The organism is Pseudomonas sp. BGI-2, from assembly GCF_004310295.1.
GTDB lineage: Bacteria > Pseudomonadota > Gammaproteobacteria > Pseudomonadales > Pseudomonadaceae > Aquipseudomonas.
The window spans coordinates 105,258-125,356 of record NZ_SISB01000012.1 but is presented as its reverse complement, the minus strand read 5'-3'; the positions used below and the strand labels follow the sequence as shown (position 1 = coordinate 125,356).

15 protein-coding genes and 1 pseudogene are annotated in these 20,099 nt (G+C 55.4%); 8 read left to right on the top strand and 8 right to left on the bottom strand.

Features of this window, described 5'->3' with window-relative positions; genetic code table 11:
• Positions 1-254: 254 nt before the first annotated feature.
• The 5 genes from EYC95_RS10955 to cysM form a co-directional block, all read right to left on the bottom strand.
• The gene (locus EYC95_RS10955; protein ID WP_131060354.1) at positions 255-797 is read right to left on the bottom strand and encodes a DUF2058 domain-containing protein; all 543 of its coding nucleotides are present in this window, start codon (positions 795-797) and stop codon (positions 255-257) included.
• 28 nt (positions 798-825) lie between these two features.
• Positions 826-1,659, bottom strand: a complete 834-nt coding sequence (mazG, locus tag EYC95_RS10950) for a nucleoside triphosphate pyrophosphohydrolase (protein WP_131060353.1) — start codon at positions 1,657-1,659, stop codon at positions 826-828.
• A gap of 110 nt (positions 1,660-1,769) precedes the next feature.
• Complete coding sequence (gene relA, locus EYC95_RS10945) at positions 1,770-4,013, bottom strand: GTP diphosphokinase (RefSeq protein WP_131060352.1); 2,244 nt, start codon at positions 4,011-4,013, stop codon at positions 1,770-1,772.
• A 122-nt stretch (positions 4,014-4,135) separates the two neighbouring features.
• Positions 4,136-5,488: a 23S rRNA (uracil(1939)-C(5))-methyltransferase RlmD gene (gene rlmD, locus EYC95_RS10940; RefSeq protein WP_131060351.1), complete on the bottom strand. Its 1,353-nt coding sequence runs from the start codon at positions 5,486-5,488 to the stop codon at positions 4,136-4,138.
• Positions 5,488-6,390, bottom strand: coding sequence for a cysteine synthase CysM (gene cysM / locus EYC95_RS10935; RefSeq protein WP_131060350.1), 903 nt, complete (start codon positions 6,388-6,390; stop codon positions 5,488-5,490). Before cysM ends, rlmD begins: the two co-directional genes overlap by 1 nt.
• Positions 6,391-6,737: 347 nt before the next feature.
• Here cysM and EYC95_RS10930 point away from each other — a divergent pair, with 347 nt between their 5' ends.
• The 6 genes from EYC95_RS10930 (at position 6,738) to EYC95_RS10905 (ending at position 13,682) form a co-directional block, all read left to right on the top strand.
• Positions 6,738-8,018 carry an HlyD family secretion protein gene (locus EYC95_RS10930; protein ID WP_131060349.1) on the top strand — a complete coding sequence of 427 codons (1,281 nt, stop codon included), beginning with the start codon at positions 6,738-6,740 and terminating at the stop codon, positions 8,016-8,018.
• Positions 8,019-8,058: 40 nt separating this feature from the next.
• A complete protein-coding gene (locus tag EYC95_RS30595; protein WP_305955863.1) occupies positions 8,059-8,235 on the top strand; it encodes a response regulator transcription factor in 177 nt (58 codons plus the stop codon).
• A 495-nt stretch (positions 8,236-8,730) separates the two neighbouring features.
• A complete protein-coding gene (locus tag EYC95_RS10920) occupies positions 8,731-9,042 on the top strand; it encodes a hypothetical protein (RefSeq protein ID WP_131060348.1) in 312 nt (103 codons plus the stop codon).
• Positions 9,043-9,097: 55 nt separating this feature from the next.
• Positions 9,098-10,249 (top strand): cupin domain-containing protein, encoded by a 1,152-nt coding sequence (locus EYC95_RS10915; RefSeq protein ID WP_131060347.1) that lies wholly within the window; start codon positions 9,098-9,100, stop codon positions 10,247-10,249.
• A gap of 35 nt (positions 10,250-10,284) precedes the next feature.
• Positions 10,285-12,372 (top strand): peptidase domain-containing ABC transporter, encoded by a 2,088-nt coding sequence (locus EYC95_RS10910; RefSeq protein WP_131060346.1) that lies wholly within the window; start codon positions 10,285-10,287, stop codon positions 12,370-12,372.
• Positions 12,369-13,682 (top strand): TolC family outer membrane protein, encoded by a 1,314-nt coding sequence (locus EYC95_RS10905; RefSeq protein ID WP_218568841.1) that lies wholly within the window; start codon positions 12,369-12,371, stop codon positions 13,680-13,682. Before EYC95_RS10910 ends, EYC95_RS10905 begins: the two co-directional genes overlap by 4 nt.
• A gap of 28 nt (positions 13,683-13,710) precedes the next feature.
• On the opposite strand, the pseudogene EYC95_RS10900 reads toward EYC95_RS10905, so the two are convergent.
• The 3 genes and pseudogenes from EYC95_RS10900 to EYC95_RS10890 all read right to left on the bottom strand — a co-directional run.
• Positions 13,711-13,813 (bottom strand): annotated as a pseudogene (locus tag EYC95_RS10900) (DUF1016 domain-containing protein); the annotation flags it as partial.
• Positions 13,814-13,924: 111 nt separating this feature from the next.
• A complete protein-coding gene (locus EYC95_RS10895; protein WP_131060345.1) occupies positions 13,925-15,349 on the bottom strand; it encodes a sensor histidine kinase in 1,425 nt (474 codons plus the stop codon).
• Complete coding sequence (locus EYC95_RS10890) at positions 15,336-16,058, bottom strand: response regulator transcription factor (RefSeq protein ID WP_131060344.1); 723 nt, start codon at positions 16,056-16,058, stop codon at positions 15,336-15,338. Before EYC95_RS10890 ends, EYC95_RS10895 begins: the two co-directional genes overlap by 14 nt.
• Before the next feature lie 214 nt (positions 16,059-16,272).
• On the opposite strand from EYC95_RS10890, the gene EYC95_RS10885 reads away from it, so the two are divergent.
• The gene (locus tag EYC95_RS10885; protein WP_131060343.1) at positions 16,273-19,026 is read left to right on the top strand and encodes a response regulator; all 2,754 of its coding nucleotides are present in this window, start codon (positions 16,273-16,275) and stop codon (positions 19,024-19,026) included.
• Positions 19,027-19,106: 80 nt separating this feature from the next.
• The gene (locus EYC95_RS10880) at positions 19,107-20,096 is read left to right on the top strand and encodes a 2-hydroxyacid dehydrogenase (protein ID WP_131060342.1); all 990 of its coding nucleotides are present in this window, start codon (positions 19,107-19,109) and stop codon (positions 20,094-20,096) included.
• The last annotated feature ends 3 nt before the right edge of the window (positions 20,097-20,099 follow it).

Below are 20,099 nucleotides of genomic sequence, written 5' to 3'. Positions count from 1 at the left end.
CGTAATGCTGTTCACTTAAGACAATCATCAGTCGAGCGAGAACCTGTGGCGAGGGGATTCATCCCCGTTGGGCTGCGAAGCGGCCCCCTGCGCCCGTTCAGACAGACCGAGTTGTGTGGATTTACGACTGCTTCGCAGCCGAACGGGGCGGTGCGACGTTTCGATGAATCCCCTCGCCACAAATGAGTGCCCGCGCTTTAGTGAACAGCATTACGCCATGAGCGGGGTTTGTCGTTGTTGCAGCCTTTAAAGGCTTACCACATCAGATCGTCAGGGATCTGGTAGGCCGCGTACGGATCGTCCTCGGCCGCGACTTCTTCGGTCTTCACATTCAGCTGCACAATCCGCTGCGGATCACGCTCCTGGATCTTCAGGGCGGCTTCACGCGGGATCACTTCGTAACCGCCGGCATGGTGCGCGATCGCCAGGAAGCCATTGCTGAGCTGGTTGCGCATCAGCGTGTTGACCGAGATACGCTTGACCTTCTTGTCGTCAACGAAGTTGTAGTAGTCCTCGGTGGTCAGCTTCGGCAGGCGCGAGACTTCGATCAACTGCTTGATCTGGGCCGCACGGGCCTTGGCCTCGACTTTCTCCTGTTGCTGACGGTTCAGCTCCTGGTCGCGTTTGACCTTCTCGGCCATCGCTTCCTGAGCCGCTCGCTGCTGGGAGTCATCAAGTTCAATCTGGCCTTTGTGGGCCAGGCGTTGCTGCTTCTGTTTCTCTTTGCCGACCTGTTTGGCCTGCTTTTGGTTGACCAGCCCTGCTTTGAGCAACTGGTCGCGAAGGGAAATGCTCATGGTGCTTATTTCTCACTTAGGCAACTGCTCAACCGCAGCTGGGCAAATTCTTTTCCTGACGTTTGGCTTCGCCCCACAGGGCGTCCAACTCTTCGAGGGTGCAATCTTCTATGGGACGGAGGGTGTCGCGCAATGCCTGTTCGATAAAACGGAAGCGTCTTTCGAATTTGCTGTTGGCGCCACGCAGTGCAGTTTCCGGATCGACCTTCAAATGACGCGCCAGATTGACCACGGAAAACAACAGATCACCGACTTCATCGGCAATCGCTGCCGAGTCATTGTCGGCCATGGCTTCGAGTACTTCATCGAGTTCTTCGCGGACTTTATCCAGTACCGGCAAGGCGTCAGGCCAGTCGAAACCGACCTGCCCTGCACGCTTCTGTAACTTCGCGGAACGTGACAGCGCCGGCAATGCGGAGGGTACATCATCGAGCAAGGACAGCTGTTCGGGTGCGGCAGATTTCTCGGCGCGCTCTTCAGCCTTGATCTCTTCCCAGCGCTGCTTGACCTGTTCTTCACTCAGGCGCGGTACATCCAGCGGCGCGTACAGATCCCCGGTGGGAAACACATGAGGATGACGACGGATCAGCTTGCGGGTGATGCTGTCGATGACGCCGGCAAATTCAAAGCGCCCTTCTTCCCGGGCCAGCTGGCTGTAATAAACCACCTGGAACAGCAAATCGCCCAACTCACCCTGCAAGTGATCGAAGTCACCGCGCTCGATGGCGTCGGCGACTTCGTAAGCTTCTTCGAGGGTGTGCGGGACGATGGTTTCGTAGGTTTGCTTGATGTCCCACGGGCAGCCGAACTGCGGGTCGCGCAGACGGCTCATCAGGTGCAGCAAATCTTCAAGTGAATACATCAATCGTTCTCTACACATTGCACTTGTAGGAGCGAGGCTTGCCCGCGAAGGCGGTGTGTCAGGTATGACGCCTTCGCGGGCAAGCCTCGCTCCTACAGAGGGCTTGTCTCTCACGGCGTACGGTTACGGCGGGTTTCGATGATGTTCGGCAACTGGGAAATTCGACCCAGCAACCGCCCCAGTGCATCCAAGCCCGGAATCTCGATGGTCAAGGACATCAACGCGGTGTTGTCCTCTTTGTTCGAGCGGGTGTTAACGGCCAGCACGTTGATCCGCTCATTGAGCAGTACTTGCGAGACGTCACGCAGCAAACCGGAACGGTCGTAAGCGCGGATGATGATGTCCACCGGGTAGGTGAGCACCGGCACCGGGCCCCAGCTGACCTGGATGATCCGCTCCGGCTCGCGCCCGCCCAGTTGCAGCACCGAGGCGCAGTCCTGACGGTGAATGCTCACGCCACGGCCCTGGGTGATGTAACCGACGATGGCATCCCCCGGCAACGGCTGGCAGCAGCCGGCCATTTGCGTCATCAGGTTGCCGACGCCCTGGATCTGAATGTCGCCACGCTTGCCCGGTTTGTAGCCGGTGGCTTTGCGCGGGATCAGTTCCAGCTGCTCGTTGCCGCGTTCCGGCTCGACCAGTTGCTGCGCCAGGTTCACCAGTTGTGCCAGGCGCAGATCGCCGGCACCCAACGCGGCGTACATGTCCTCGGCGGTCTTCATGTTGGCCTTGTCGGCCAGCTTGTCGAAATCCACCGCTGGCAGACCGAGGCGAGTGAGTTCGCGTTCGAGCAAGGTTTTGCCGGCGGCGACGTTCTGATCGCGCGCCTGCAATTTGAACCAGTGAACAATCTTCGCCCGCGCTCGCGAGGTGGTGATGTAACCCAGGTTCGAGTTCAGCCAGTCACGACTCGGGGTGCCGTGCTTGCTGGTGATGATCTCGACCTGTTCACCGGTTTGCAGGCTGTAGTTAAGCGGTACGATGCGCCCGTTGATCTTCGCGCCACGGCAGTTGTGACCGATTTCGGTGTGCACGCGGTAGGCAAAGTCCAGCGGTGTCGAGCCTTTCGGCAAGTCGATGGCGTGACCGTCCGGGGTAAAGATGTAGACCCGGTCCGGCTCGATATCGACCCGCAGCTGTTCTGCCAGGCCGCCGATGTCACCCAGCTCTTCATGCCACTCGAGGACCTGACGCAGCCAGGAAATTTTCTCTTCGTAGTGATTGGAGCCGGATTTGACGTCGGTGCCCTTGTAGCGCCAGTGCGCGCAAACGCCCAGTTCAGCTTCTTCGTGCATGGCGTGGGTGCGGATTTGCACTTCCAGCACCTTGCCCTCGGGGCCGATCACCGCGGTGTGCAGCGAGCGGTAGCCGTTCTCTTTCGGATTGGCGATGTAGTCGTCGAATTCTTTCGGGATGTGCCGCCACAGGGTGTGGACGATACCGAGCGCGGTGTAGCAGTCGCGCATTTCCGGCACCAGCACGCGAACGGCACGCACGTCGTAGATCTGGCTGAACTCCAGACCCTTGCGCTGCATTTTGCGCCAGATCGAATAGATGTGTTTAGCGCGCCCGCTGATGTCGGCATCGACGCCGGTGGCGGTCAGCTCATTCTTCAACTGGCTCATCACGTCGGCGATGAAGCGCTCGCGATCCAGACGCCGCTCGTGGAGCAACTTGGCGATCTGCTTGTACTGATCGGGTTCGAGGTAACGGAAGGACAAATCCTCCAGTTCCCATTTGATATGACCGATACCGAGACGGTGAGCGAGCGGCGCGTAAATGTCGAAGACTTCACGGGCAACGCGATTGCGCTTCTCGTCGTCGGCAGTTTTCACCGCACGGATCGCACAGGTGCGTTCGGCCAGTTTGATCAGCGCGACGCGAACGTCGTCGACCATGGCCACAAGCATTTTGCGCAGGTTTTCGACCTGGCCCTGGGTGCCCAGCACCAAGGATTGACGAGGGCTGAGGCTGGCGCTGATCGCCGCCATGCGCAACACGCCGTCGATGAGTTTGGCGACCACCGGACCGAAACGCTGGCTGACTGCCGGCAGTTCGATCTGGCCTTCGCGCACGCCGCGGTACAAGACCGCCGCGACCAACGAATCCTGATCCAGTTTGAGGTCGGCGAGAATCTCGGCGATCTCAAGGCCCGTGCGGAAACTCGAGGTCCCTTCGGACCATAGATTCTTCGCCGCATTGGCTTGTTGTTCTGACACGCGAGCGAACTCGCACGCTTCCTTCAAGGCTTCGCGATCCAGTGCCAGATCGACACTGACCGCATGATCGAGCCAAGCCTCGAGATTGATACTGCCGTCGGTGTTGATCGGCTGGTGTGCTCTCACCTGTACCATCTTGCTTACCTTCCCTACGACGCAGATTCAATGCGTCAAATCGCTGACCTTCATGGCCCGATTGCCCTCACGGGGCTAATGCGAGAGCTGCACGGGCGGCCAGTCGGACCAGACGAGCCGTCCTAGCTCGCTTCAAATAACGCCATGGCCTCGACATGTGCCGTCTGAGGAAACATATCGAGAATCCCGGCACGTTTTAACCGGTAGCCCTGCTTGATCAATTCAGCCGTATCGCGCGCCAGCGTTGCCGGGTTGCACGACACGTACACCAACCGTTTGGCGCCCAGGGACGCCAGCTTGCGCACCACCTCGAAAGCACCGTCACGCGGTGGGTCCAAGAGTACCGCACAAAAGCCTTCGCGCGCCCATTCTGCATCGGTCAAAGGCTGGGATAAATCGGCCTGAAAAAACTTCGCATTATGAAGATTGTTGCTAGCGGCGTTCGCGGCTGCCCGCTCGACCATCGCCTGTACGCCTTCGACCGCCACCACTTCGCGAACGGCTTTGGCCAGGGGCAAAGCAAAGTTACCCAACCCACAGAATAGATCGAGAACGCGCTCATCCGCTGTCGGCTTCAACCAGTCCAGCGCCTGGGCGATCATCGCTTCGTTGACCCCGGCATTGACCTGGATGAAATCCCCCGGCCGGTACGCCAGGTTCAAATCCCACTGCTCAAGTCGATAGCCCAACGACTGATCGGCTTCGACCGGTTGTGGTTCGCCATCTCCATGCAGCCACAGCTGAGCTTCATGGAACGCGCAGAAATCCTTGAGGATCGTCAGGTCGGCGTTGGACAACGGCGCCATGTGTCGCAGCAAAACCGCCAACGACGATCCGGCGAATAATTCCACATGCCCGAGTGCCTGAGGTTTGCTCAAGCGTCGAAGCATTTCCGGCAAGCGGGTCATGATCGGCTGCAAGGGCTGTACCAGCACCGTGCATTCGTTGATGGCCACGATGTCCTGACTGCCCGCCGCGCGGAAACCGACTTCGAGCTTTTTCGCCTTCATGTCCCAGCGCACCGCCACTCGGGCGCGACGCCGGTAACCGAATTCCGGACCGCTCAACGGCGCAGCCCATTCTTCGGGTTCAACACCGGCGACCTTCGACAATTGCTCGGCGAGCATGCGCTGTTTCAGGGCGAGTTGTTCGTGGTGCGGCAGATGTTGCACGCTGCAACCGCCGCAACGACCGGCATGCGGACACGGCGCCGGACGACGCAATTCGCTGGCCTGGAACACACGTTCGGTGCGCGCCTCGACCACTTTGCCGTGGGCACCCAACACACGCGCCTCGATCTCTTCACCGGCCAATGCGCCAATGACGAACCAGGTGCGACCTTCAAAAAACGCGATACCGCGACCGTCATTGGCCAGGCGCTCGATGCTCAAGCGCTGCTTTTTGCCGGTCGGAATTTGCGGGGCCTTGCTGCCACCGGTGGGTTGGAAGCGCAGGCCTCTCTCTTGCTTGGCCATCAGTTGGGCGCGTCGAAAATGCCGGTCGACAAGTAACGGTCGCCACGGTCGCAGATGATCGCCACGATCACCGCGTTTTCAACTTCCTGGGACAGGCGCAGCATGGCGGCCACAGCACCGCCCGAGGACACGCCGCAAAAGATACCTTCTTCGCGAGCCAGACGACGGGTCACGTCTTCGGCTTCGCTTTGCGCCATGTCTACGATCCGGTCCACGCGCTCGGCCTGGTAGATCTTCGGCAGGTATTCCTGCGGCCAGCGACGGATGCCCGGAATTGCCGAGCCTTCCATCGGTTGCAGACCGATGATTTGCACGCTTTCGTTCTGCTCTTTCAAGTAGCGCGAGACGCCCATGATGGTGCCGGTGGTGCCCATCGAACTGACGAAATGGGTGATGGTGCCCTCGGTCTGGCGCCAGATTTCCGGGCCGGTGGTGGTGTAGTGCGCTTCCGGGTTATCCCCGTTGGCGAACTGATCCAGCACCTTGCCACGGCCTTCGGCTTCCATGCGCTGAGCGAGGTCGCGCGCGCCTTCCATGCCTTCTTCCTGGGTGACCAGAATCAGCTCGGCGCCATAGGCCGTCATCGCGGCTTTACGTTCGGCGCTGGAGTTGTCCGGCATGATCAGGATCATCTTGTAACCCTTGATCGCGGCAGCCATGGCCAGCGCAATTCCGGTGTTACCCGAGGTCGCTTCGATCAGCGTATCGCCGGCGTGAATCTGCCCGCGCAATTCCGCGCGGGTAATCATCGACAGCGCCGGCCGGTCCTTGACCGAACCCGCCGGGTTATTCCCTTCGAGCTTGAGCAAAAGGGTATTGCTGGTGGCGCCAGGCAGGCGCTGCAAACGGACCAGCGGAGTGTTGCCGACGCAATCGGCGATGGTTGGGTACTGCAAGGTCATGGCGTATTCGCAATCCAGACTGCGGGGGCGCCTATCATACCGGCAAACCCGCGCAGGCCATATCACGCAAAGTGTGGTGCTTATGGCTTATGGGAATAAGGCCGAATAGATCAGTGATTTCTATCGGGGGCAGACGGTGTCCTACAGTAAAAAGCGCTAATGGTGTAGGAAAAGAGTTCCTACTCAAAGATATCGCTCTTAGCGAAACGCTTTTGACGGACATTTCACTCAGATTTTAGCGATTACATGAACTGGGCAGCAAAGGCCTTCATCGATAGCCTTTGTACTGCGCTCACGCTCAACAGCGGGATGCAGCACACCGTAAACTTCCTAAAGACCAAAAAACGATGTCCGATGCTTTAGCTTTATTTCGCTCTGAAGTCGTTAGTGCAAAGACCAAGCAACGCTTCGGTAGCGTACTGATCCATCAACCTTGGGGATATGGCGTAGCGACCATTCTGGCTGGAACATTAATACTGGTGGTCGTGATCTATTCTTACTTTGGAACGTATACCCGTAAAGCTACCGTGGGAGGTTTACTCATGCCTGAACAGGGCATGTTACGCCTGACATCTCCCACTACAGGGCTGCTCACTGAAGTTTTTGCTCACGAAGGCCAGACCGTAGGCGCAGGTGAAGATTTGTTTGTAATCTCCGGTGAACGCGTCAGTGCCTCCGGCGGTACACAACAATTGATAGCGGAACAACTCACTCAGCGTTTACTGGTGCTGGAACGTAATCGCACATCCGCAAATGATCGCATCGCAGGACAAGTTCGCCTACTTGATAGCCGACTCGTCACGATTACCGGGGAGCTGGGTCAGTATCTAGAAGAGATACGCCTGATCGCTCGACGTGTCGATTTGTCCGAGATTCAGCATAAGAGACTAAAAGACCTGTTGGCGGCTGGCTTCATTTCTGTCGCCCAGTATCAACAGGATGAAGGAGAACGTCTCGCATTGCTTGGACAACAGCAAAGTATTCAGCGCGCTCGCGCTAGTCTCAATCGGGAACACATGGAGTTGCAGATGCAGCGTCAGGAGGTAAAGTTACGACACCGCAACGAAATTGCCGAGATAGACAAAGGCACCTCACTGGTTAGACAGGAACAGGCGGAAAACGACATCCGTAACAAGCAAGTTAGCTCTGCGCCATTTGCCGGAACTATAACCGGATTGAATATTCAAGTTGGCCAGCAGGTCACAGCTGGGGCACTTCTTGCCAGTCTCATCCCCCAAGGTGCTGATCTTATAGCTCACATGTATGTAGCCTCACGAAAAATGGGTTTCATAGAAAAGGACCAGACAGTACTCATCCGATATTCCGCATATCCCTATCAAAAATTCGGTATGGCACGAGGTAAAATTATAGATCTGGCGAAAAGCCCTTATGCAATTCAGGAACTACCAGCGCACATTGCAAGCGTTGTTCATAAGACAACCGAGCCAACCGAACTCTTCTACCGCGTAACCGTCATGCTCGATTCTCAGACGATTAATCTATACGGGAACTCACAACCACTGCAGGCCGGCATGTTGCTTGAGGCTGATATCGTGCAAGACAAACGCCGACTCTATGAATGGGCACTGGAGCCGATTTATTCAATCACTGGAAAACGCTCGCATTGAATCTGCCTTTAATCACGAACAGCACGGGAGCAACATCTAATTGACTAACAGGGAAAAAGAAATCTTGCATTTACTTCTACAAGGAAAGACCAACAAACAAATCGCTCGGGCGCTTGGGATAAGCGACTTCACGGTGCGTGATTACGCATCTTCGATCTTTCATCAACATGGGGTTAAATCTAGAGTTGAGTTACTTGTAGCAAAAATGAAAAACTAAAATATTTAAGCCACACCCTACACATGTAGGATTACATCACCAACCCGTTCAAGCAATACTCTCATACCGAACTATCACCCAAAAACAAACATGCTTCAAACCTCAAACCAATAAAACCCTAATTCGACTTTCACCCATCAAAAAACATAAAACACAACTAAAACCATCAAATGGGTATTGACAAATAGAGCACAAAATTCTCATGACCAAGCAAAACCTTGCTGACAACAATGAAGAGTGGAGTATGTATATATTTGGCATACGCTTTGTGGAGGGCACAGTCTCTGACGCCCTTACCCCCTCTATTGTCGTCGCCATTTCATTTCTACTCTACTATTTTTTTTTCAAACTGCTGCGCATTCGATGGGGGATACAGAGAAGCCTAGCAATAACCATATTGACAGCCTATACAATTCCACTAATAGCATATTTAACAATAAAGCATATTCTTCCAACCATTACAAGATAGATAAAGTAGAGCAATGGAGCTTAACCATGAAAGAACTCTCAATATATGATTTAGAATTTGTTGCAGGTGCCGTAGGGCCACCCGGAGCCTTAATTGGTGGTGTTACAGCAGCAGCTGGATATATAGGAAACTCCATGGCAACCGGAGAAGGTAGTACTGAAGGACTTTTCGGAGCTACCGTGACCGGCGCAGTCGGAGGATTTATCTTAGGACCAGCAGGTTTAGGGGCGGGTCAAATAGCAGCATCAACCGCTGTTGGCGCCCATATTGGTTACTACAGCGGAATGCTAGGCGGCCAGGTTCAAAATGCTTTCACAGCAGGGACGAATTACAACTAATTCTTGCTGCTAAACAACCTGGACAAACAACTAAAATACACTTGAGGTCTATCGGATGAGCATCGCATTCAACATATCTGCTGGTGATTTCGCCGAGCAATATCAGGAAAAAAAGCCGCTACTAATAACGAGCGCAGTCGCTAAAACCTATTTCCCTTGGCAAGAGGCGAATGAAGTCTATAACAATAGTGACGTCGCATCCGAAGACCTCAAATTATTTCTGAATGGCTTGATACCCAAACACGAATACACCGAAAAATATCTAGAAATCGGCACATTACGATATAGACTTGTCAAACCGACGGTATATGAATATCTAAAAAACGGCGCTACATTAATCGCCAATAAAATTAAACACTCTAGAAAAGTCGACCAACTCTCAAGACAAGTAGCGGTATTTACTGGAAGACAGGTAGTTAGTAGTGCTTACGTGGCGTTAGGTGAAAAGGAATCATCTCCCTGCCACTGGGATACCCGGGATGTGTTTGCAATTCAATTGATTGGTCGTAAGCGCTGGATAATTTATGAGCCGTCAATGGAGTCGCCTATATTTACTCAACAAAGCAAAGACTACAAAGATCAGCATCCTTGCCCATCAGATCCTTACATGGACATAGTCTTGGAAGCCGGAGATATCTTATACATTCCACGCGGATGGTGGCATAACCCTATTCCATTGGGAGAGCCAACTTTCCATCTGTCCGTGGGGACGTTTCCTGCCTTAACTGTAGATTATCTATCTTGGCTATCCACACATATTGAAAATTACGCGGACTCACGAAAATCTCTCAATAATTGGCGGCAGGATAGTAGAACTCTCGCCTCTGTAGGTAATCATATCAATGAGTTGATAAACAACCCTGAAAATTATCGCCGTTTCATAGATGAATTTACCGGTGCCACTCGCATAGATTCACCATTAGCTCTGGAGTTTTTTGGAAATCCTAGCGCCAGCGCACTGCCCGAGCACCTTGGTGTTCGAATTTGTGCAATCTGTTATCCAGGCTTAGACAGTGGTTATATTATTGCTAACGGCACTCGACTAAATCTCGACTTAAAAAGCTTAAAAATAGTGCAACACATAGCAGAGTCGTCTGGATCTAGCATCATCAAACTAAGAAACCAACTCCCAGAAATCCCTTACAGCGAACTAAACACGATAATCACCCAACTATGCCGGCAAGACATTTTAGAAATACTCGATTAATGATTGACGTTTTATTTCTTAGGGCATGCTGAACTATGCGAGTAACGTTACAAGCAGAAAGGCAGGAGTGCGGACTCGCCTGCCTAGTCATGATCGCGGCATTTCATGGATTGCATTTGGACCTAGCGAATATTCGCAGACGCTTCTCAACTTCCCTAAAAGGAACAAACTTAGCTCAACTGATGCGCTACGCCCACTCATTAAACTTCTCGTCTCGCCCACTGCGCTTGGAATTAGACGAAATATTTAGACTGAAAACTCCATGCATCTTGCACTGGGACCTTGATCATTTCGTAGTACTGGAGAAATTAAAAGGACAAAAACTAATACTGCTAGACCCTGCTTTTGGTCGAAAAGTCATGACGATCGCAGAGTCATCACAACATTTTACCGGAGTAGCATTAGAGTTAACGCCGAATGCGGTATTTCAACCCGAGTCTCTGAAGACTAGGATCCGCCTGAGTTATTTCACTAAACATGTTGTCGGATTAAAGCGTGCCTTGGCCAATATTTTCGTCCTTGCATTAGGAATAGAAATGGTCGCACTGCTAGCTCCACAAGTAACTCAGTGGGTGGTAGATGGCGCACTGGTATCGGCGGATCACGATCTATTGCTGGTAGCGGCAATGGGTGGCTGCCTGTTAATGGTGACTAGTTTTGTGCTGAGGATGGCGCAAGGATGGATGGGATTGCGCCTGAGTCAACAATTAGCAATTCAGCTATCGGGAAACTTATTCAGTCATATGTTACGCCTGCCTTGGTCGTATTTTGAAAAGCGTCAACTTGGGGATATTGCGGCTCGCTTTCAGTCGCTTTCCGCCATTCGCAACATGTTAACCAACAGTGCAATCACGGCGATCCTCGACGGGGTGGTCACATTGATTACTCTGACCATGATGTTTCTTTACAGCACAACACTAACAATGATCGTTTTAACCGCGCTAGCCTTATACTGCACATTAAGAATTGTATTTTACTTCCCCTTGCGCAATGCTTCTGAAGAACGCATCGCGCTGAGCGCACGAGAAAATTCGTATTTTCTGGAAACCATAAGAGCAATTTTACCTCTCAAGCTATTCAATGGCACTACATTGCGACTGGCAACCTGGCAAAATCTCATTATCGACGTTCAAAATAGAGATATAACAACACAAAAGTTATTATTGATGTTTGCCAGCCTTAACACCCTGATATTTGGGCTGGAAGGGATGTTACTTCTCTATGTCGGAGGAGTAGCGGTACTAAACGGCGCACTATCGTTAGGCATGCTACTGGCCTTCATTGCCTACAAAGGGCAATTCACTGGACGTGCAAGCAAACTAATAGATCTGAGCATCGAAATCCGGATGCTTTCGCTCCATACCGAACGGCTAGCAGACATCGCGCTAGAAGAACCAGAGCCGGACGAAGCAATTGAAACGGACCTTGAACGTATAGAACCAAGCATTGAATTCAGAGAAATTTCTTTCAGATATGCTCCTAACGAACCATGGGTAATTAAAAATCTTTCACTTATGGTCCACGCAGGAGACTCAGTTGCTATCGTCGGCCACTCTGGCTGCGGCAAAACAACATTATTCAAGTTATTACTTGGCTTGCTTACACCGACAGAAGGGGAGATTTTGATCGGGGGAATACCAACGCGTCAACTCGGAAGTCTGGCTTGTCGAAATCTGGTCGGATCAGTGATGCAAGATGATCAATTGCTGGCCGGTTCATTAGCTGAAAACATCTGTTGTTTCGAACCCCACTTCTGCCAGGAGCGCATGAAAGAAGCAGCCAAGCTTGCAGATATCGACAAAATTATAGGCAGTATGCCCATGGGCTACCAGACATTGGTATCTGAGTTGGGAACGGGGCTCTCCGGAGGTGAGAAACAGCGAATTTTATTAGCGCGAGCCTTATATCGAAAACCAAAAATACTTGCTTTGGATGAAGCCACTAGCCATCTAGATCTACACAGCGAACAGAATGTAACTAAGGCGTTAAACGAAATTCCGACGACTCGACTGTTTATTGCTCACCGTCGTGAAACCCTCGCTTTCGCTAAGCGCCTTGTTCGCCTAGATAATGGGGAGCTCGTGGAAGACGTCTGTCTCGACAGAACAAAGGTTAACGTGTGAAGACCGAAAATATTGTGTTGGGTGCAACAATGTTACTAGGCGCAGTAGTCGCCCAGGCCAACGACCTTGATCTTCTGCAAACCTATCGACAAGCATTACTTCATGATGCCCATTACTCTGCAGCAAAAGCCCAACTACACGCGGGATATGAACATTCATCGCAAGGCCGAGCTGGGCTTTTGCCCCATGTATCGCTAGATGCCCAGACTCATTGGATGGAAACAGACCACCAAGTCCCGAACGGTAACATTCAACACAAAAGACAAAATCGTAGTTACGGCATACAGCTAATACAGCCAGTCTTTCGTTGGCAGAATTGGGTTCAGTTTCAGCAGGGAGAGCTTCAACGTGTGCAAGCGCAAATTCAGTTCGAACGTGCGGAGCAGGACTTGCTGCTGCGTGTTGTTCAAGCCTATTTTACAATCCTAGTTGCAACTGACGTACTTGAGGCCGTTCGAGATCTGCGCACGGCGGATGCAGAACAATTGGCGAGCGCCAAAAAAATGTTTGAAATTGGTAACGTCAGCATTATCGATGTACATGAAGCTCAAGCCAGTTTTGATCGAAGTATGGCGCAGTTTATCAAAGCTAGAAGTGATCTTGATCTAGCTCAGTTCACCTTAGTTCGAATCACTGGGCAGAATCCCAGCGCACTGAAAGGCTTTCACGACAGCGTGGCTCTTTCACCGCCGCAACCATTTGAGCTTGCCACATGGGTAGCGGCGGCTCGGCGGGATAATCTTGGCGTGCAAACTCAAGAGCTACTTCTAGATATCGCCGGTAGCGAAGTACATATCCGAAAAGCAGAACATCTTCCGACTGTTGATCTGGTAATCGGTCAAAACATGCAGCAAAACCCTAATGCCAATATCAATCGTACAGACTCATCTAGTATCGGACTGCGTTTGAACATACCACTTTATAGCGGGGGCAAAATTAGCTCCGCTACTCGGCAAGCGATGGCAATGCAGGAGAAAACCGAGTTTGAATTGGAGGATGCACGTCGCGCTGCAGTGCTCGCAGCCAGACAGGCTTGGTCGAGTGTGGTGGATGGAATGGCGCAGGTTACGGCACTTGAGGCTGCGAAGTCGTCCGCACATTTGGCACTGGCCTCCAATACAATCGGTTACAAAGTAGGAATGCGAGTAGGTATCGATGTATTGGAGGCTCAAGGGAAATTGAGTGACATCGTTCAACAGTTATCTCGCGCACGTTATGACACCTTGCTGGCTCAGCTACAGCTTAAGGCCGCAGTCGGGGCCTTAAGTGAAGCCGATATTATTGAAGTTAACGCGTTATTGAGTGGTTAAATCTCGCGTTTTTTACGCAATTCCTGCACATACGCAGGTAGAACTCGCGGTCTTCCGAGCGGTTACTCTGGCTGAAAAATGATCAAGCTGTGCGACCAGGACAATTGTCGCACCAGTGGTGCGACTTTCTCTGACGGTTTTGGGACCAAGACAATAGCGTCACCAGCGGTGAGACTTTTTCGTGATGGTGACGCGATGGGCCTTATCGCGAGCAGGCTCACTCCCACAGGGACCGGGGTTGATCAGACGATTTTTGGTCGACACACATCCACTGTGGGAGTGAGCCTGCTCGCGATAGCGTCTTTGAAGACGCCATCAATCTCAGCCACCAGCCTCATATTCAACCGCAACCCCAACCCGGTATTCTGCGCCCAAAGACTCCCGCCCTGACGCTTCACCGCATTCCGCGCAATGCTCAACCCCAACCCGAACCCGCCATTTCCCGGCCGTGATCCATCGAGCCGAATGAATGGACAAAAGATCCGCTCAAGATCCGCTTCAGCCACCCCGCCGCCCTCTTCTTCCAGCCACAAATGCCAGAAGTCGCCATCGCGCTGACCACCGAGCCGTACGATACCGCCACTTGGGGAATGACGAATGGCATTGCGCAGAATGTTTTCCAGCGCCTGCGCCAAGGTGTTGAGATTGCCCCGCACCCAGCACGACGAATCCACCGCACACTGCAACTGACTCGCCGGCCAGCCACTTTCATAGCAGGCGTTTTCCGTGAGCATTTCCCACAGCGCCTGGACCTGAATCGCTTCGTCGGGTAACGGCCCGCGCTCGGTGTCGAGCCAGGCCAGTTGCAGCGTGTCTTCTACCAGCCGCTGCATGCCATCGACTTCTCGACCAATGCGCTCGCGCAACTGCGCCAGCCCTTGCTCGCTTTCGCTGGCAACCCGCAGACGGCTAAGCGGTGTACGCAGTTCATGGGACAAATCGCGCAGCAATTGCTGTTGCAGGGCCACGGTGCTTTGCAGTCGCTCGGCCATGTGATCGAACGCCCGACCCAGTTCACCGAGTTCATCCGACCGGTTGGTGGTGCTGCTCGACACTCGCACGCTCAACTGGTCGGCACGCCAGGCGTTGGCTTGTTCGCGCAGGCTGTTCAGCGGCACGACCAACAGCCGATACAGACCGACGCACAGCAACAGCGTGAACAGTCCCGGGATGATGCCGTTGGTGATCACGCGCCAGAACACCCGGTATTGTCCGGGCATGAAGCGCTCTGGAAGCTCGATAACCAGATTGCCGGCGTAGGAATCACCGGGGAACGGCACGCGCAGCCACGGCAGACGTTTCTTGTGAATAGGCCAATCCAGGCCGCGCAGAAAAGTCAGGTGTTCGATTTCCTTGTCCGTCAGCGGCAGGCTGCTCAACGACTGTAAATCACCGCCGATGACGCCAACCCAGCCTGTCTCGCGCTGTTTCATACCTTGCAGCCAGGCATCGATACCCTCGCTATGGCCCTGACGCCACGCCTGTTCGGCCTCGGCGGCATACCCCACCAGCGTGCGTCGGGCCTGATCCGACAGGAACTGGTTTCGTTCCTCCATGTAGCGGCCCCAGGACCAGCTCAGCCAGATCATCAGCAGACAGAACGCCACCAGCAAACACGCCAGTTTCCAGAACAGCGAGTGCCGGCCCGGCAGGTCAGACCATTTCATCGCCAGCACTCAATACGTAACCCTTGCCCCAGACCGTACGCACTTCCCGTTCGGTGTAGCCGATGCCTTTGAGTTTGCGACGGATCTGGCTGATGTGCATATCGAGGCTGCGGTCATGGGGGGCGAAACCGCGTTGCAGCACGTGCTGATAAAGGAAGGCTTTGCTCAGCACTTCATCGCCATTGCGATTCAGTGTGTCCAGCAGTCGATACTCGCTGCGGGTCAGGCCGGCGGCGTGTTCGCCATAGAAAACCTCACAGACCTCATCATCGAAACGCAGGCTATCGATGGGGGACGCCACTGCTGCCGGCTCTGGCCGACGGTCAAGCGCCACCCGGCGCAGGATCGCTTCGATGCGCACGCGCAACTCGGCCATGCTGAAGGGTTTTGGCAGGTAATCATCGGCCCCCAGGCGAAAACCGCTGATGCGATCTGCCTCGGCGCCCAGCGCTGACATCAGCACCACCGGGGTGGAATGGCTCTGGCGCAACTGCGTCAGCACGTTCAGCCCATTCAACCCGGGCAGCAAAATATCCATCAGCACCACATCGAAGGACTGCTGACGAGCAATGTCCAGGCCTTCCTGCCCGTTCTGGCACCAGGTCACCTGAAAACCACAACGGCCCAAATGCTCGTGCACATAAGCACCGAGGACGAGGTCGTCTTCGATGGAGAGGATTCGGGGATGGCCAACAGAAATGGGAGTCATGAGTATCTGCAAATAATTCTCAGTTGGCGATTATTCAAGATTGCCTGACGATGGGCAACCCAAGGTTTGCCCGTGGCGCAAAAGCGGCGATCCATCCGACGAATGACGACATCAATTTTACGAAGATTGCCTGCCTGCAAATCGCTACACTGGCCCGGTGGCACGTGCCGGACGCACGCGCAGGTCAATCAATAGCTGGATGCAGGAGAGATGCGTGCTCAAGAAACTGGGAATTAAAGGCCGCGTGCTGTTGCTGACCCTGTTGCCGACCACTCTGATGGCGGCGGTCCTGGGCGGCTATTTTACCTGGACGCAGCAATCCGACCTGCAAACCCAACTGATGCAGCGCGGCGAGATGATCGCCGAACAGCTCGCGCCCTTGGTGGCCCCGGCCATGGGTCACAAAGACAATGAGTTGCTGGAGCGCATCGCCACTCAGTCGCTGGAAACACCAGACGTGCGCGCCGTGACCTTCCTCGCCCCCGACCGCACGCCCGTGGCCCACGCCGGCCCGACCATGCTCAACCCGGCACCGATGGGCAATGGCTCGCAGATGCTGCGCCGCAGTGGCAACGATGCGACGCGTTATCTGCTGCCGGTGTTCGGCAAGCACCGCAACCTGGCCGGTGACCTGATACCTGATGAAGCCGAGCGCCTGCTGGGCTGGGTCGAGCTCGAACTGTCCCACAGCGGCATGTTGCTGCGCGGTTACCGCAGCCTGTTCGCCAGCCTGCTGCTGATTGGCGCGGGCCTGGCCGGTGCGGCGTTGCTCGCCTTGCGGATGGGCCGTACGATCAATCGACCGATCAGCCAGATCAAACTGGCGGTGGCGCAACTCAAGGACGGTCATCTGGAAACCCGCCTGCCCCCCCTTGGCAGTCAGGAGCTGGATGAGCTGGCGTCGGGCATCAACCGCATGGCCGGCACGTTGCAAAACGCTCAGGAAGAATTGCAGCACAGCGTCGACCAGGCCACCGAAGACGTGCGCCAGAACCTGGAAACCATCGAGATCCAGAACATCGAGCTGGACCTGGCGCGCAAGGAAGCCCTGGAAGCGAGCCGGATCAAATCCGAGTTCCTGGCCAACATGAGCCATGAAATCCGCACGCCGCTCAACGGTATTCTCGGCTTCACTCATCTGTTGCAAAAAAGCGAGCTGACCCCGCGACAGCTCGACTATCTGGGCACCATCGAAAAGTCTGCCGACAGCCTGCTGGGGATCATCAACGAGATCCTCGACTTCTCGAAAATCGAGGCCGGCAAACTGGTGCTCGACAATATTCCGTTCAACCTGCGCGACCTGTTGCAGGACACGCTGACCATCCTCGCCCCGGCCGCCCATGCCAAACAGCTTGAGCTGGTGAGCCTGGTTTATCGCGACACACCTTTGTCGCTGGTGGGCGATCCGCTGCGACTCAAGCAGATCCTCACGAACCTGGTGAGCAACGCGATCAAGTTCACCCGCGAAGGCACCATCGTCGCCCGGGCCATGCTTGAAGAAGAACACGAAGACAGCGTGCAACTGCGTATCAGCATTCAGGACACCGGCATCGGCCTGTCGAACCAGGACGTGCGCGCCCTGTTCCAGGCGTTCAGCCAGGCCGACAATTCGCTGTCCCGCCAGCCCGGCGGCACCGGTTTGGGGCTGGTGATTTCCAAGCGGCTGATCGAGCAGATGGGTGGCGAGATCGGCGTCGACAGCACGCCGGGCGAAGGCTCGGAGTTCTGGATCAGCCTCAGCCTGCCCAAGACCCGTGACGATGCCGAAGACCTTCCCGCCCCACCGCTGCTCGGGCGCCGCGTGGCGGTGCTGGAAAACCATGAACTGGCGCGCCAGGCCTTGCAGCATCAACTGGAAGATTGCGGCCTGGTCGTGACGCCGTTCAATACCCTGGAAAGCCTGGCCAATGGCGTAACCGGCGCGCATCAGACCGATCAGGCGATCGATCTGGCGGTGCTCGGCATCACCAGCAACGACATGCCACCGGAGCGCCTCAACCAGCACATCTGGGACCTCGAACACCTGGGCTGCAAAGTGTTGGTGCTGTGCCCGACCACCGAACAGACGCTGTTCCACCTTTCGGTGCCCAACCCACACAGCCAGCTTCAGGCCAAACCGGCCTGCACCCGCAAGTTGCGCCGGGCATTGTCCGATCTGGTCAACCCGCGCCAGCAGCGCAACGAACCCGGCGAACCGGTATCCAGCCGCGCGCCGAAGGTGCTGTGCGTCGACGACAACCCGGCCAACCTGTTGCTGGTGCAAACCCTGCTCGAAGACATGGGCGCCAAGGTGCTCGCGGTCGAAAGCGGTTACGCGGCGGTGAAAGCGGTGCAAAGCGAGACCTTTGACCTGGTGTTGATGGACGTGCAAATGCCCGGCATGGACGGGCGTCAGAGCACCGAGGCGATTCGTCAGTGGGAAAGCGAGCGGCATTGCACGCCACTGCCGATCGTCGCCCTCACCGCCCACGCCATGGCCAACGAAAAACGCGCGCTGCTGCAAAGCGGCATGGACGACTACCTGACCAAACCGATCAGCGAACGGCAACTGGCCCAGGTGGTGTTGAAGTGGACCGGCCTGGCGTTGCGCAATCACGGGCCGGAGCGCTCCAGCGACAGCCATGGCGGCGCACATGAGTTGCAGGTGCTCGACCACGACGAAGGCTTGCGCCTGGCCGCCGGCAAAGCCGATCTGGCAGCCGACATGCTGGCGATGTTGCTGGCCTCCCTGGAAGCCGACCGCGAGGCGATTCGCCTGGCTCGGGAAATCAATGACCAGAACGCCCTGATCGAGCGCGTCCACCGCCTGCACGGCGCGACCCGCTATTGCGGCGTCCCGCAACTGCGTGCCGCCTGCCAGCGCAGCGAAACCCTGCTCAAGCAACAGGACCCGAAAGCCCCCGGCGCCCTGGAAGAACTCGACCGGGCGATCAATCGCCTGGCCGCCCACGCCCGAATAAACGCTTGATGCAGCGCAATGGTGCCCAAACCATAACCGCTAAACTCACCGGATTCTGTAATCGTGACCGAGTTATCCAGGAGGACCTTATGCGCACGATTCTTTTCAGCAGCCAGACCTACGACCGCGACAGCTTTCTCGACGCCGAGCTGCCCGCCGGTATCGAGCTGCACTTTCAATCGGCGCGGCTGAGCCTCGATACCGTGGCATTGGCGGAATATCACGAGGTGGTCTGCGCGTTCATCAATGATGACCTGAGCGCCCCGGTGCTGGAACGTCTGGCCGCGGGCGGCACACGCTTGATCGCCCTGCGCTCGGCCGGCTACAACCATGTCGACCTGGAGGCGGCGAAGCTGTTGGGGCTCTCGATTGTGCGGGTCCCGGCCTACTCGCCGCACGCGGTGGCCGAACACGCGGTGGCGCTGATCCTCGCGCTCAACCGGCGACTGCACCGCGCCTACAACCGCACCCGCGAAGGTGATTTCAGCCTGCACGGCCTGACCGGTTTCGACTTGGTGGGCAAGACTGTCGGCGTGGTCGGCACCGGGCAGATTGGCGCGACCTTCGCGAAAATCATGAACGGTTTCGGCTGCCGGTTGCTGGCTTATGACCCCTACCCTAATCCGCAAGTCGAAGCCCTCGGTGCTCGTTACCTGAGCTTGCCGGAGCTGCTCGCCGAGTCGCAGATCATCAGCCTGCACTGCCCACTCAACGAGCAGAGCAAACATTTGATCAACCGCGAGTCACTGGCGCACATGCAGCCCGGCGCGATGTTGATCAACACCGGGCGTGGTGGTCTGGTGGACACGCCGGCGCTGATCGACGCGCTGAAGGACGGCCAATTGGGTTATCTGGGGCTGGATGTCTATGAAGAAGAGGCGCAGCTGTTCTTCGAGGACCGGTCCGACCTGCCGTTGCAGGACGATGTGCTGGCGCGGCTGCTGACCTTTCCGAACGTGATCATCACCGCGCACCAGGCCTTCCTGACCCGCGAAGCCTTGGACGCGATTGCCACGACGACCCTGCAGAACATCGCCGCCTGGGCCGCCGGCACACCGCAGAATCGGGTCGAGGGCTGACTC

What these genes read in the sequence shown, in the direction of transcription:
- cysM (WP_131060350.1), bottom strand. Translation starts at nt 6,390, where the DNA reads ATGACCTTGCAGTACCCAACCATCGCCGATTGCGTCGGCAACACTCCG.
- EYC95_RS10930 (WP_131060349.1), top strand. Translation starts at nt 6,738, where the DNA reads ATGTCCGATGCTTTAGCTTTATTTCGCTCTGAAGTCGTTAGTGCAAAG.
- EYC95_RS10890 (WP_131060344.1), bottom strand. Translation starts at nt 16,058, where the DNA reads ATGACTCCCATTTCTGTTGGCCATCCCCGAATCCTCTCCATCGAAGAC.
- relA (WP_131060352.1), bottom strand. Translation starts at nt 4,013, where the DNA reads ATGGTACAGGTGAGAGCACACCAGCCGATCAACACCGACGGCAGTATC.
- rlmD (WP_131060351.1), bottom strand. Translation starts at nt 5,488, where the DNA reads ATGGCCAAGCAAGAGAGAGGCCTGCGCTTCCAACCCACCGGTGGCAGC.
- EYC95_RS10955 (WP_131060354.1), bottom strand. Translation starts at nt 797, where the DNA reads ATGAGCATTTCCCTTCGCGACCAGTTGCTCAAAGCAGGGCTGGTCAAC.
- EYC95_RS10920 (WP_131060348.1), top strand. Translation starts at nt 8,731, where the DNA reads ATGAAAGAACTCTCAATATATGATTTAGAATTTGTTGCAGGTGCCGTA.
- EYC95_RS10895 (WP_131060345.1), bottom strand. Translation starts at nt 15,349, where the DNA reads ATGAAATGGTCTGACCTGCCGGGCCGGCACTCGCTGTTCTGGAAACTG.
- EYC95_RS10915 (WP_131060347.1), top strand. Translation starts at nt 9,098, where the DNA reads ATGAGCATCGCATTCAACATATCTGCTGGTGATTTCGCCGAGCAATAT.
- EYC95_RS10910 (WP_131060346.1), top strand. Translation starts at nt 10,285, where the DNA reads ATGCGAGTAACGTTACAAGCAGAAAGGCAGGAGTGCGGACTCGCCTGC.
- EYC95_RS10880 (WP_131060342.1), top strand. Translation starts at nt 19,107, where the DNA reads ATGCGCACGATTCTTTTCAGCAGCCAGACCTACGACCGCGACAGCTTT.
- mazG (WP_131060353.1), bottom strand. Translation starts at nt 1,659, where the DNA reads ATGTATTCACTTGAAGATTTGCTGCACCTGATGAGCCGTCTGCGCGAC.